14 protein-coding genes and 1 other RNA gene are annotated in these 12,970 nt (G+C 69.1%); 7 read left to right on the plus strand and 8 right to left on the minus strand.

Translation table 11 applies throughout. The annotated features are described in order from the left end of the window. Position 1: 1 nt before the first annotated feature. From D0C15_RS13985 to D0C15_RS14020, 7 genes are all read right to left on the minus strand, one after another. On the minus strand, positions 2-478 hold the full coding sequence (locus D0C15_RS13985; protein WP_116045106.1) for a hypothetical protein: 477 nt from the start codon (positions 476-478) through the stop codon (positions 2-4). 12 nt (positions 479-490) lie between these two features. After that, complete coding sequence (locus D0C15_RS13990) at positions 491-757, minus strand: hypothetical protein (protein ID WP_091675374.1); 267 nt, start codon at positions 755-757, stop codon at positions 491-493. Between the two features lie 515 nt (positions 758-1,272). Then, complete coding sequence (locus tag D0C15_RS14000; RefSeq protein ID WP_116045110.1) at positions 1,273-2,139, minus strand: SCO6745 family protein; 867 nt, start codon at positions 2,137-2,139, stop codon at positions 1,273-1,275. A gap of 66 nt (positions 2,140-2,205) precedes the next feature. Continuing rightward, positions 2,206-2,607: RNase P RNA component class A (gene rnpB / locus D0C15_RS14005), an RNA gene on the minus strand. Between the two features lie 113 nt (positions 2,608-2,720). Beyond that, positions 2,721-3,845, minus strand: coding sequence for a bifunctional RNase H/acid phosphatase (locus D0C15_RS14010; protein ID WP_116045112.1), 1,125 nt, complete (start codon positions 3,843-3,845; stop codon positions 2,721-2,723). Positions 3,846-3,989: 144 nt separating this feature from the next. Next, positions 3,990-4,727, minus strand: a complete 738-nt coding sequence (locus D0C15_RS14015) for a zinc ribbon domain-containing protein (protein WP_116045312.1) — start codon at positions 4,725-4,727, stop codon at positions 3,990-3,992. Between the two features lie 14 nt (positions 4,728-4,741). Beyond that, the gene (locus tag D0C15_RS14020) at positions 4,742-5,581 is read right to left on the minus strand and encodes a Nif3-like dinuclear metal center hexameric protein (RefSeq protein ID WP_116045115.1); all 840 of its coding nucleotides are present in this window, start codon (positions 5,579-5,581) and stop codon (positions 4,742-4,744) included. A gap of 288 nt (positions 5,582-5,869) precedes the next feature. On the opposite strand from D0C15_RS14020, the gene D0C15_RS14025 reads away from it, so the two are divergent. Beyond that, the gene (locus D0C15_RS14025) at positions 5,870-7,045 is read left to right on the plus strand and encodes an NsdA family TPR-like regulatory protein (protein ID WP_116045117.1); all 1,176 of its coding nucleotides are present in this window, start codon (positions 5,870-5,872) and stop codon (positions 7,043-7,045) included. A 4-nt stretch (positions 7,046-7,049) separates the two neighbouring features. On the opposite strand, the gene D0C15_RS34120 is transcribed toward D0C15_RS14025, so the two are convergent. Further along, the gene (locus D0C15_RS34120) at positions 7,050-7,229 is read right to left on the minus strand and encodes a hypothetical protein (RefSeq protein ID WP_162830075.1); all 180 of its coding nucleotides are present in this window, start codon (positions 7,227-7,229) and stop codon (positions 7,050-7,052) included. Between D0C15_RS34120 and D0C15_RS14030 the strand changes: the two genes are divergently transcribed. The 6 genes from D0C15_RS14030 to D0C15_RS14055 all read left to right on the plus strand — a co-directional run bounded on the left by D0C15_RS14030 (position 7,228) and on the right by D0C15_RS14055 (position 12,942). Next, positions 7,228-7,695, plus strand: coding sequence for a low molecular weight protein-tyrosine-phosphatase (locus tag D0C15_RS14030; protein WP_116045314.1), 468 nt, complete (start codon positions 7,228-7,230; stop codon positions 7,693-7,695). The genes D0C15_RS34120 and D0C15_RS14030 overlap by 2 nt on opposite strands. Further along, positions 7,692-8,570: a fructosamine kinase family protein gene (locus D0C15_RS14035; RefSeq protein ID WP_116045119.1), complete on the plus strand. Its 879-nt coding sequence runs from the start codon at positions 7,692-7,694 to the stop codon at positions 8,568-8,570. Before D0C15_RS14030 ends, D0C15_RS14035 begins: the two co-directional genes overlap by 4 nt. A gap of 62 nt (positions 8,571-8,632) precedes the next feature. After that, the gene (locus tag D0C15_RS14040; RefSeq protein WP_116045121.1) at positions 8,633-9,454 is read left to right on the plus strand and encodes an SURF1 family cytochrome oxidase biogenesis protein; all 822 of its coding nucleotides are present in this window, start codon (positions 8,633-8,635) and stop codon (positions 9,452-9,454) included. 67 nt (positions 9,455-9,521) lie between these two features. Next, on the plus strand, positions 9,522-9,998 hold the full coding sequence (locus tag D0C15_RS14045; protein WP_211323192.1) for a helix-turn-helix transcriptional regulator: 477 nt from the start codon (positions 9,522-9,524) through the stop codon (positions 9,996-9,998). Between the two features lie 10 nt (positions 9,999-10,008). Beyond that, positions 10,009-10,425 (plus strand): VOC family protein, encoded by a 417-nt coding sequence (locus D0C15_RS14050; RefSeq protein ID WP_211323193.1) that lies wholly within the window; start codon positions 10,009-10,011, stop codon positions 10,423-10,425. Positions 10,426-10,497: 72 nt separating this feature from the next. After that, positions 10,498-12,942 (plus strand): excinuclease ABC subunit UvrA, encoded by a 2,445-nt coding sequence (locus D0C15_RS14055; protein WP_116045125.1) that lies wholly within the window; start codon positions 10,498-10,500, stop codon positions 12,940-12,942. Positions 12,943-12,970 lie beyond the last annotated feature (28 nt).

Consider the following 12,970-nt stretch of genomic DNA (forward strand, 5'->3'; position numbering starts at 1 on the left):
ACTACCTCCCGACCGGGGCCGGAGACCGGCCGCGGCGCGCTCGTGCTGTGCTGTGCTGGGTTGCCGGGTGTGGTGAGGCCCCTCTCGTTCTCGGCCCTCTCGTCCTCGATTTGGGTCGCGGCCGCTCGGTACGCACCCGCACCTTGCTGGCGCTGACCGCACCACCGGTCCCGCCGGATCGTTCCCGGGGTGTTCGCAGCTCCCTGGCCCACATCGTCATGACCGACCCGAGCGGGCGCTCGTGGCTGATCTTGGCGGTGATGAACCTGGTGATGACGATGGTGATGACGAAGGCCCAGGCAGTGGAGAAGAAGCCGAAGCTGAAACCCATCTGCCGCTCGACGGTCAACACCAGCAGGAACACCGGGACGCCGACACCCCAGGCCACGTACCTGGCCCGCCACGGGAAGGTCGCTTTCGGCGGACCGAGCCATACGGCATCGACCCGGTAGACGTCGTCATCGGTTCTGATTCGCAAGGCCGAAGCACCTCAGCCGGTGAACAAGCCGGCGATCCATTCGCCGACGTCGACACCCGCGCCGCTGACCGCGAGGCCGATGATCGCCAGTGCGACCACCACACCGGCCAGGCGGCGCATGACTCCGGCGTTGTCGCCCTTGCCGCCGCCCAGCCAAAGCAGCAGCAGCGCCACGGCGAGCAGCACCAGCGGAACCACGTTGTCGAGCAGCCAGGTGCGGACGCCGCCCGTTCCGAGCTCGCCGTCCTGCGCCAGTGCCGCAAGGGTCATGATCGTCATCGCTTACTCCAAAGGGCGCGGAGCGTGGTTGTGCGGAGCGCACCACCGTGCGCCCCACTGTGGTTCCGACACTTGCCGTGTTCACACAACATCATGGCGTTACATGGGGTAGTGGTCAAAGGGCTGTTGGGTGACCGTGGCGTTCCGGCCCGGCGCACACTACGGCCGATTCTCACTCAACTCGTCGCTCTCCATCATCGCCGTGAATCCACTCAGTATCGAGGCACTCCACCCGGATTTCGTAGTGTGCCAATGGACTCACCCGGTCGCGAGGATCAAACTCACTCTGGGTACCCGGTATTCGGCGTCAATGGCGATGTAACCAGTGAACCATGCCCCGAAAGGAGGCGGCATCGGCCTCCGGTCTGTGACCGCCTGCGTGCTGCCATGGCAGGAAATCGATCATCCGAAGGAGGAGGGGGTACCGACCTGAATGCCGTGATTGCGCCATTTCAGTGACGGTGAGTCACCGAAAACTGGTGTGGGGGAATTTGCATTCCCATACGTTTCAGCCCTCAGCGGCCGGCGAAAACACCGTCCGGGAACGCGCCGGCCGACACGACCGCCCGGCTCAGTCCGCGCGCGAGCTCGTGCAGGCGTTCGCACCTCTCCGCGCCCAGCAGTGACCACGGCACGGCGGACGCGCGATTGGTCACCGCCTCGACCTCCGCGCGCAGCGCCGCCCCCTGCTCGGTCAGCTCGCCGTCCGCGTCGAGCAACCCGGCCTCCCGTAGGTGATCGATCGCACCTGCCCACTGCTCGTCGGACCAGCCCCGTAGCTTTTTCGCGATGGGTTCGAGGAAGCCCTTGCCGGTGGCGGTGTGGGTGACGATGGCGGTGAGGCCGTTGAAACCAGCTGCGACGAGCGCGGCGATATGCCCGTCGCCGCGGAACTCACGCAGCTGTGAGGCCGCGTGCCAGAGCATGAGGTGGGGCTCCTCCGGCCAGTCCAGGTCGGCGAGCGCGGCATACAGCGGGCGCCCCTCAGGCAGGCAGCCCTCGGCGGCCTGCCTGGCGAGGTTCGCGGTCTCGGCGAGTTCGGCGGAGTCGATAGCGTCCGCGCCGAGCAGCCTGCGCAGTGCGGCGTCGGCCGCGGCGAGCCGGGCTTCGAGTACCCGTTCCGGAGTGGCCAGCGTCCAGGCACGGGGAATGTGCCGGGCGACCAGCTCCGGATTGAAGTTGAAGAACGTCGCGGCGACGGTCCCCGGGCCGACCGGCCCGAGCGGCGCCGAGCGGCTGGCGAAGTAACCCATCCGGCCCGGCCGCAGACCGGCCTCGGTGTAGAACTGCTCCGCCTCGGGTGCGAAATAGACCATCGAGTGGAGGGGCTCCAGCACTCGGTTGCACCGGAAAGCGACCTTGCTGGCGTCGTCCTGATCCATGCTCGGCAACCTACCCGAGGGCCCCGTGCCCTTTCGCACTTTCCCGGGAAAGTGCGAAAGGAAGTGCGGACGAGCTGGCATGTAAGCCGGATCCTGTCCCCGCGGCCCGCCGAAGCGGAGCCGCGATGGGCGGCCATCCATCTCGGCCTGCCGTTGCCGACAGGCTCTAGCGGCCTACCCGCAGACATCGGACGGGCCGTCCTCGAACGTCTGCGCAGGAGCCTGAGCTCCCTCTTGGCCTTGCTCCGGGTGGGGTTTACCTAGCCGCCCCGGTCACCCGGGGCGCTGGTGGTCTCTTACACCACCGTTTCACCCTTACCTGCCGCTCGCGCGCCAGGCGGTCTGTTTTCTGTGGCACTGTCCCGCGGGTCACCCCGGGTTGCTGTTGGCAACCACCCTGCCCTGCGGAGTCCGGACTTTCCTCGAAACCGCGCCGGAGCGCGGCGTCGCGACCGCCCTGCCAACTCGTCCGCATCGACAAGGGTAGCCACCTCGCCGCGGAGCGCGCCGGGATGCCCCCAATGTGGCATTGGGGACGTTGAAGTTCCCCAATGCCACATTGGGGAACTTCTACCTCGCCGTCAGCTCAGGTGGGAGGTGTCGTTCACCAGGCGCACCGAGGCGTTGCCGTCGGGGTAGAACTCGACCATCGACAGCGAGGCCAGGTCCAGGTGCAACCGGAACAGCAGCGAAGGACCCGCGTCCAAACCCATCCGCAGCAGGGACTTGATCGGCGTGACGTGACTGACCACGACGATCGTCCGGCCCCCGTACGTCGACAGCAACTCGTCGCGGGCACGGCGCACCCTGCGGTGCACGGCGTCGAAACTCTCGCCGCCCGGTGCGGCCAGCGCGGGATCACCCAGCCACTTGCCGTGCAGGTCGGGGTCCCGCTCAGCGGCCTCGCCGAACGTCAGCCCCTCCCAGTCACCGAAGTCGGTCTCCAGCAGGCCGGGGTGCGTGCTCACCCGGCCGCCGAGTGCGTCGGCCACCGCTTCCGCCGTCTGCCTCGCTCGCAGCAGCGGCGAAGCGACGATCGGCGCAGCCTCGCCACCAATGACCAGACCGTCCATCGAGGCGAGCCGTTTCGCGGCCGCGGCCGCCTGCTGGGCCCCGGCATCGGTCAGTGGGACGTCACCACGGCCCGAGTAACGCCGATCCAGCGACATCGCGGTCTGGCCGTGCCGCAGGAGCAGCAGCCGCGTCGGCGTGCCGGTGGCGCCGGACCAGCGGGCCGGACCCCGGTCGGAGTCCGGATCCGCCTCGTCCGGCTCGGACCTGCGCTTCGGTGCGATACCGGCCTGAGTGTCCATCGCTTCGTTGGCAAGGCGGTCGGCATGGGCGTTACGCGCACGCGGGATCCACTCGAACCGCACCCGGTCGAAACCGGCCACGAGTTCGCGAGCACGCTGCGCGAGCGGTTGCAGTGTGGCGTTCTTGATCTTCCAGCGCCCGGACAGCTGCTCGACGACGAGCTTCGAGTCCAGCATGGCCTCCACTGTGGACGCGCCGAGTTCGGCCGCCGCCTCAAGCCCGGCGATGAGCCCCTGGTACTCGGCCACGTTGTTGGTGGCGATGCCCAGCCCTTCGCTGCGCTCGGCGAGCACCTCGCCGGTCTCGGCGTCCTTGACCACGGCGCCGTAGCCTGCGGGCCCCGGGTTACCCCGAGAGCCCCCGTCCGCCTCGACGACTACCCGATCCGTCATGGGCCCGACTCCAGAGTCCGGCAGCGTCCAATGGTGCGGACCTCTTCCGCAGACCGTCCCCAACTCACACTCATAGGCCCGACTCCAGAGTCCGGCAGCGTCCAATGGTGCGGACCTCTTCCGCAGACCGTCCCCAACTCACACTCATAGGCCTGACTCCAGAGTCCGCACGAGAATCGCGCCGCAGTTGTCGCAGCGGACGACCTCGTCCTCCGCGGTCGCCTTGATCTCGGCGACGGTGTTGCGGTCCAGCTCGAGCTGGCAGGCACCGCATTTGCGGGCACGCAGCAGCGACGCGCCGATGCCCTTCTGGGCCCGCACCCGCTCGTAGAGGCTCAGCAGGTCCTCGGGGAAACGGGGCAGGAGGGCTTTGCGGTCCGTCGTGCGGCGGTCCTCCGTGGTGTCCAGGTCGGCCAGGACGTCGTCGCGCCTGCGGGCGGCCTCGGCGAGCTCCTGCTCGGCCTTGTCCACCTCCGCGCCGGTGCGCTGGGCGTCGAGTTCGAGCGCCTCCCTGCGTTCCATCAGCTCCAGCAGGTCGTCCTCGAGCGCGGCCTGCCTGCGCTCGAGCGTCGACAGCTCGTGCTCAAGGTCGGTCAGCTGCTTCGGTGACACCGAGCCGGAGGCGAGCAGTTTGCGGTCCTTGTCCTCCCGCGCCCGCACGGACTCGACCTCGCGTTCCTGCCGCGCCACGTCCCGGTCCATGTCCGAGGCCTTCGTCTGCACGGACACGAGCGCGTCCTTGCGCTCGCGCAGGGTCTTCTCCGACTCGGCGATCTCGGCCAGCTCGGGCAGTGTGCGACGGCGATGCGCGATACGGGACAGCTCGGCGTCGACCTTGGCGAGGTCGAGCAGCTGCCGCTGCACGGCTGGATCTGCCTTCACGTGTTGTTTCTCCCTCACCCAGCTCGAAAATTCCACGGATCGGTGCTCCGCGTGGAGATGTGAACCTCGACCGTACCCGCCGTTGCCACCTCGATCACCGTCGAGGCTTGCCCGCACCACGGCCACTCGCTGGCCCAGTGGGTGACCCCGACCAGCGCGGGCACCTCGGCGACCGACTCGAGGTGCTCGCCCGCGGGGTGGTGTCGCAGATCCGCGGTGACGTAGGCGTCCACGCCGGCGGCCGTGGCGGCACCGAGGTAGCTGTCGCCCGACCCGCCGGACACCGCGACGGTCCTGATCGGACGGTCAGGATCACCCGCGCCGAGCACCCCCGGTCCGGTCGCGGGAAGTGCGCCGGCGACTCGGCTGACGAAGGCCGAGAACGGCTCCGGTGCGGGCAGCTCAGCGATGCGGCCGATGCCGGTCGCTCCGTGTTCGGCCGAGGCGTGCGGGGACAGCGGGGCGAGCACCCGAAGGCCGATGGCCTCGGCGAGCGCGTCGGAGACTCCGGGGCTGGCCGAGTCGGCGTTGGTGTGCGCGCAGTAGAGAGCGACGCCCGCCCGGATCAGCCGGTGGATCAGCCTGCCCTTCGTGGTGTCCGCGGGGACTCCGTGCACGCCCCGTAGCAACAACGGGTGGTGCGCGACGATCAGCTGCGCACCGAACTCGATTGCCTCCTCGACCGTCGCCTGCACGACGTCGACGCAGACCAGCACGCGCCGGACGGGTTCAGCCGGATCACCGCACACCAGCCCGACGGCGTCCCAGGACTCGGCGAGTTCGGGCGGGTAGGCGGTCTCCAGCGCGGTGACGATCTCGGACACGGTAACGGTCGCGGACGGTGACTCGGACATGCCGCCGATCCTCGCATGCGCCCCCGGGAGAAGTTCCCCAATGCGGCATTCGGGAACTTCAACGTCCCCAATGCCACATTGGGGACATCCTCGGAGGGGGTGCAGCGCTGCCGACTCGGGTGTCGTGGGTGGTCACGCTCCGCTGATAACGGCTGATTACCAGGGCGGTTCCTGGGGGCGGGCTCAGGGGGCAGAATTGGTGAAGTGAGGGAGAACGGCCGAGAGCCGAACGACCGACTACGGGCTGCCCGGGAGTCGACCCCGTCCCCGCATGATCCTGGTGCTGCGATGAGCCGTCCGGAGCTGGCCGACGCAGTGAACGCCTGGCTGGTGGCGCACACCGACCGGCATGCCGTGGTGGACGAGCACTATGTGGCCCGGCTGGAGCGCGGCAAGATTCGCTGGCCGGACGCCGACTATCGGTCCGCGTTCGCCGCGGTGTGCAACCGGCCGGAATCGGAACTGGGCTTCCAGCCCTCCTCCGCGAATCGTCGCCCTGTCCGGACCGCGCCGACGCGGCGCGCAGGCGAGCTCGTCACCCGCGAGGCATTTGAGTGGGCTGTCCCCGATGAGCTGGGACCTCCTGTGGACGCTGACTACGTGAACTCCCTCCGGGAGACCGTGGAGCGAATCGTGGCGCTGAACAACACTGTCGGCGGAGACGAGATCGCCCGACTGACGGTGGCCGAGCTCCGGACCGCGCAGAGGACCCTCGCCAGCGGCCGCTACCGGCCCAGCGTGGAGCGAGACCTGGAGGCCGCGACGGCTGAACTCGGGGTGTTGTCGGGATGGCTGCTCTACGACGCCGAACTCCAAGACGAGGCCCGGCAGGTCAACCTGGATGCGCTGGCTCTGGTACGGACATCCGTGGACCTGCCGATGGAGTGGTTCTTGCTGACCAACTTGGCGATGGGCGCGGTGCACACCGGCCGCCCCCACGAGGCTCTACGCGTCACCAGCCAAATGCAAGAGCGGGACAACCTCCCAGGCCGGGTAGCGGCACTGGTCAGCCTGCGCCGGGCACGCGCCCTGGCTGCGTTGGGGGACGACGCCGGACACCGCGCGGAGTTCGCGCGGGCGCGGTCCCTGCTGGACAACAACGTCACCAGTCGCGACCCGGCATGGACGTGGTGGATGCTCCCGACGGAGATGACCTGGCATGAGGGAATGGCTCACGCGGCCCTGGGTGACTGGTCGCGGTCACTGCCGGAGCTGGCCGAGGCGGTGGAGGGCTACACCCACGACCGGCGCGGCCACAACGGGTGCCGGGCGCTGCTGCTGGAAGGGGCGGTGCGTGCCGGGGCGTGGACGGAGGCCGAGGACGTCGCGCAAGAGGTCATGCTGCACCTGAGCCAGACGACCTCCGGCCGGGCGCGGCACAGCCTGCGGCGAACAGTGACACTGTTGGACCGGTCCGGGGCACGGCCAGGCCTGCGGGACATGCTCCGCGCAGCCGGGGTGTAGGCCACTACTTCCAGTCGCTGCGGATGGCGCGAGTTTCGAAGCCCTTGTTGCCGCCGATTCCTCGCATGCGCCCCCGGGAGAAGTTCCCCAATGCGGCATTCGGGAACTTCAACGTCCCCAATGCCACATTGGGGACATCCTCGGAAGGGGCACGGCTGGTGTGGATCAGCGACACTGTGGACATGGCACCGCTGCACCTCTGTTTCGTCTGCTCCGGCAACATCTGCCGCTCCCCGATGGCGGCCCTCGTGCTCGAACGGCACCTGCGGGATGCGGGGCTGGCCGACGACGTACGCATCAGCAGCGCGGGAGTCGGCCCGTGGCACGTCGGTGAGCCCGCGGACGCCCGCGCCGTTACCACCCTGCGCAGGCACGGGTACCGGATCGAGCACGTCGCGGCCCAGGTCGGCGAGGAACACCTCGCCGCCGACCTGCTGCTGGTCGCCGACACCGGGCACCTGAGCGCACTGCACGAACTGGTCGACGACCCCGGCCGCGTCCGGCTGCTGCGTTCGTTCGACCCCACGGCACCCGAGGACGCGGAGGTGCCCGACCCTTACTACGGCGGGTCCGACGGCTTCGACATCGTGCTCGGCATGATCGAACGGAGCATGCCCGGCCTGCTCGACTGGATCCGCGCGAACCGATGAACCCAGCGGAAGCGGTCACGGCCGCCGAGCGGCTCACCGGGGAGCAGGTCACCGGCACCCGCCCGCTTGGCGGCTCGGTCTTCGAGGTCACGTTGGGCGACGGACGAACGGCCGTGGCCAAGCGCGGGTCGGGCCGGACGGCCGTCGCGGCCGAAGCCGCCGGGCTGCGCTGGCCCGGCGAGAGCGGCGACGTCGCCGTGCCCGCGGTCCTCGGCAGCGACGAGGACTGGCTGCTCAGCGAGTACGTGCCGCCGGGGAGCGCGAGCGCGGGGGCCGCCGAGGAGTTCGGCCGCGGTCTGGCCTGGCTGCATCTGCGCGGGGCACCGGCGTTCGGCTCACCACCACCGGACGGCCCCGCGGACGCCTGGATGGGCCTCGCGCCGATGCGCAACGAGCCCTGCCCTGACTGGCCGGCGTTCTTCGCCACGCACCGGATCGCCCCATACGTGCGAACCGCCGCCGAGCAGGGGCTCTACTCGGCACGGCAGGTCGCGGTGTTCGACGAGGTCCGCGCCCGGCTACCGGATCTCGCCGGCCCGCCGGAACCACCCGCACGCCTGCACGGCGACACCTGGAGCGGCAACATCCACTGGGGTCACGACGGACAGGTCTGGCTGATCGATCCCGCGGCGCACGGCGGCCACCGGGAGACCGACCTGGCCATGCTCGCGGTGTTCGGCCTCCCGCACCTGGACCGGGTGCTGGGCGCATACGAGGACGAGGCCGCGGCCGCGGGATCCCCACTGGCACCAGGCAGGCGCGAACGGACCGGCCTGCACCAGCTCCACTTCCTGCTGGTGCACGCCGTGCTCTTCGGCGGGGGCTATGCGCGACAGGCGCTCGCGGCCGCGCAGGAGGCGCTGCGGGCGCGTTAGGTGCGATACACCACGGCCCGCCCGACGACACGCGCGACTCGGGGACCGCTTACCGTTGAAGGGTGCGGTTGAAGTTCCTGCTCAAGCCAGGCTGGCTGGCGTTGACGCTGGTGGTGTTCACATTCGCCATCGCGTGCTACACGCTGCTGGCCCCATGGCAGTTCAGCAGGCACACCGAACGGCAGGTGCAGAACGCCGCCCTGCAGGAGTCCTTCGTCTCCGAGCCGCGACCGCTGGCCGAGGTGCTCCCCGCGGGCACCGCGCCGGACGAGGGCGCCGAGTGGCGCCGGGTTTCGGTGACCGGAACCTACCTGGCGGAGGACGAGGTCATCGCCCGCCTGCGCACCGTGCTCGGCGAGCCCGCATTCGAGGTGCTCGCGCCGTTCCGGACAACCGGAGGGCAGGTCGTCCTGGTCGACCGCGGCTACCTGCAGCCGGATCAGCGCAGCCGGGTGCCCTCCTACGCGGCACCGCCGGAGACCCAGGTCGAACTCGTCGGCCGGGTTCGGGTGGACGAGACCGACCCGCACGCGCGACCGGTGTTCGCCAACGAGGCCACCGACGGCAGGCTGCACACCTACAGCGTCGACTCGCAGCTGGTGGGCGCCGCCACCGGCCTGGACATCCGCCCCGGCTACCTGCAACTGGACGCGGGCCAGCCCGGCGCGCTGGGGACGCTGCCACTGCCCCAGGTCGAGGCGGGCCCATTCCTCTCCTACGCCCTGCAGTGGATCGCCTTCGGCACCATGACGCTGCTCGGCTGGCTGTACTTCACGGTGCGCGAACTGAAGCCCGGCGGCGTGCTGGCTGAACAGGAACCCAGGCCCAACCGCCGCAAGTCGGTCGCGCAGATGCTCGCCGAGGACGAAGCCGCCGTTTCCTGACTCCACGGCCCTTCGCCCCATCCGCCACAGCTGGGCAACTTCGCCGCACCGTGGCACGATCTTGCGGGTGAGCAGCACATCCTCGGCCACGAGCGCCCAGCAACGGGAAGCATCGTCGGCTGCGCACCACCTGCGTGACCTCGCGCGGTTGCGCCGCGTTCGTGACCGCATCGACCGGGAGTACGCACAACCGCTGGACGTCGAGGCACTCGCTCGCGGCGTGCACATGTCGGCCGGGCATCTCAGCCGTCAGTTCCGGCTCGCCTACGGGGAATCGCCGTACTCCTATCTGATGACACGGCGCATCGAGCGCGCGATGGCGCTACTCCTCCGCGGCGATCTCAGCGTCACCGAGATCTGCTTCGCGGTGGGCTGCTCGTCGCTGGGCACCTTCAGCACCCGCTTCACCGAACTCGTCGGTGTGCCGCCCAGTACCTACCGGCGCGACGTGACCCGGGCGACGGCGGGGATGCCGCCGTGCGTGGCGAAGCAGGTGACCAGACCGATCAGGAATCGAGAAGCACGCGCTCCGGGCCGCACATAGCCTGATCGCCATGGACATCACCATTCACCAGAGCTTCCTCCCGCACAACGACGCGGCCGCCTCACTGGCCTTCTACCGCGACACCCTCGGCTTCGAGGTCCGCAATGACGTTGAGTACGGCGGAATGCACTGGATCACGATCGGCCCCGTCAACCAACCCGACACATCCATCGTCCTGACCCCACCCGCCGCCGACCCGGGTATCACCGATGCCGAACGCCGCACCGTCACCGAGATGATGGCCAAGGGCACCTACGCGGGCATCAACCTCGCCACAAAGGACCTGGACGGCACCTTCGCACGGTTGCAGGCCGACGGGAGCCAGGCCGAAGTCGTCCAGGAACCGACCGATCAGCCGTGGGGGATTCGCGACTGCGCGTTCCGCGATCCCGCGGGCAATATGATCCGCATCTTCGAGGTCAGCTGAGCCGTCCGTGACCGTGGCGTTTTCCACCGAAAGTGCGATGGCCGCGACCACATACCTGGAGAATCGATAAGCATGGGCACGAGGACGGACACCCCGGCGACAAAGCGAAGCGCTCGCGCATCTGCGGAATCGGCCGAGCCGCACGCTGCCGACAGCCACGACCTGATCCGCGTGCACGGCGCGCGCGTGAACAACCTCCGCGACGTCAGTGTCGAGATCCCGAAGCGCAGGCTGACGGTGTTCACCGGCGTCTCCGGGTCGGGTAAGAGCTCGCTGGTGTTCGGCACGATCGCCGCCGAGTCGCAGCGGATGATCAACGAAACCTACAGCGCCTTCGTGCAGGGCTTCATGCCGACGCTGTCCCGGCCCGAGGTCGACGTTCTCGATGGGCTGACGACCGCGATCATCGTCGACCAGGAGCGAATGGGGGCCGACCCCCGCTCCACGGTCGGCACGGCCACCGACGCCAACACCATGCTGCGCATCCTCTTCAGCCGGCTCGGGCAGCCGCACATCGGCTCACCCCAGGCGTTCTCCTTCAACGTCGCCTCGATCAGTGGTGCGGGCGCGGTGACACTCGAGCGTGGCGGCAGAACAGTGAAGGAGCGGCGCAGCTTCAACATCCTCGGCGGTATGTGCCCGCGCTGCGAGGGCCGGGGCTCGGTCACCGACTTCGACCTGTCCGCCCTGTACGACGACAGGTTGTCGCTCAACGAGGGCGCGCTCACGATCCCCGGCTACAGCATGGACGGCTGGTACGGCCGCATCTACCGCGGCTGCGGCTGGTTCGATCCGGACAAGCCGATCCGCAAGTACACGAAGAAGGAACTGAACGACCTCCTCTACAAGGAGGCGACCAAGATCAAGGTCGATGGGGTCAACCTGACCTACCTCGGCCTGATCCCACAGATCCAGAAGTCGTTCCTCGCCAAGGACCGCGAGGCGATGCAGCCGCATATCCGGGCGTTCGTGGACCGGGCGATCACCTTCACCACCTGCCCCGAATGTGCGGGCACACGACTCAGCGAGACGGCACGGTCGTCGAAGATCGAAGGGATCAACATCGCCGAAGCCTGCGCGATGCAGATCAGCGATCTGGCCGACTGGGTGCGCGGGGTGGATGAATCCGAGGCGACGGTGGCACCGCTGCTGACGGCGCTGCGCGGCACTCTCGACTCGTTCGTCGAGATCGGACTCGGTTACCTCTCCCTCGACCGGCCGTCGGGCACGCTCTCCGGCGGCGAGGCACAGCGCACGAAAATGGTCCGGCACCTGGGGTCCTCGCTGACCGATGTCACCTACGTCTTCGACGAGCCCACCACGGGCCTGCACCCCCATGACATCCAGCGGATGAACGACCTGCTGCTGCGGCTGCGGGACAAGGGCAACACGGTGCTCGTCGTGGAACACGAGCCGGAGACGATCGCGACCGCCGACCACATCGTCGACCTCGGCCCCGGCCCGGGTTCGGCTGGCGGCTCCGTCTGTTTCGAGGGCACGGTCGAGGAACTGGTGCGCAGCGACACCATCACCGGCCGGCATCTCGACGACCGGGCCGCCCTGAAGGAGACGGTGCGCACGCCTACCGGCACGCTGGAGATCCGTGGCGCGAACACACACAACCTGCGAGACGTCGACGTCGACATCCCGCTCGGGGTGCTTGTCGTCGTCACCGGAGTCGCCGGGTCGGGCAAGAGCTCGCTCGTGCACGGATCGATTCCGGCGGGCACGGACGTGGTCTCGATCGACCAGACCGCCATCCGCGGCTCAAGGCGGAGCAATCCGGCGACCTACACCGGACTGCTCGACCCGATCCGCAAGGCGTTCGCGAAGGCCAGCGGCGTCAAGCCCGCACTGTTCAGCGCCAACTCCGAGGGCGCCTGCCCGGCCTGCAACGGCGCCGGGGTCATCTACACCGACCTGGCGATGATGGCCGGGGTCGCCACCACATGCGAGGAGTGCGAGGGGAAGCGATTCCAGGCCTCGGTGCTGAAGTACCGGCTCGGCGGCAAGGACACCGGTAAGGACATCAGCGAGGTACTCGCGATGCCGGTGGCCGAGGCCGAGCGGTTCTTCGGCGAAGGTGCGGCGCGGACACCCGCGGCGCACAAGATTCTCGAACGACTGGCCGACGTCGGTCTGGGCTACCTCACCCTCGGCCAGCCGCTCACCACGCTCTCCGGCGGCGAGCGGCAGCGGCTCAAACTGGCCACCCGCATGTCCGAGAAGGGTGGCGGCAGCAGCACCTACGTGCTGGACGAGCCGACCACGGGCCTGCACCTGGCCGACGTCGAGCAGCTACTCGGCCTGCTCGACCAGCTGGTCGACGCGGGCAAGTCGGTCATCGTCGTCGAGCACCACCAGGCGGTCATGGCGCATGCCGACTGGATCATCGACGTCGGCCCCGGTGCGGGGCACGACGGCGGCCGGATCGTCTTCGAGGGAACACCGCAGGCGCTCGTGGACGCGCACTCCACCCTCACCGGAAAGCACCTCGCGGAGTACGTCGGCGGCTGACCGGTTCGCCGCACTTGGGCGTGTCTGA

It is taken from the genome of Amycolatopsis palatopharyngis (assembly GCF_003385185.1).
GTDB classification, from domain to species: domain Bacteria; phylum Actinomycetota; class Actinomycetes; order Mycobacteriales; family Pseudonocardiaceae; genus Amycolatopsis; species Amycolatopsis palatopharyngis.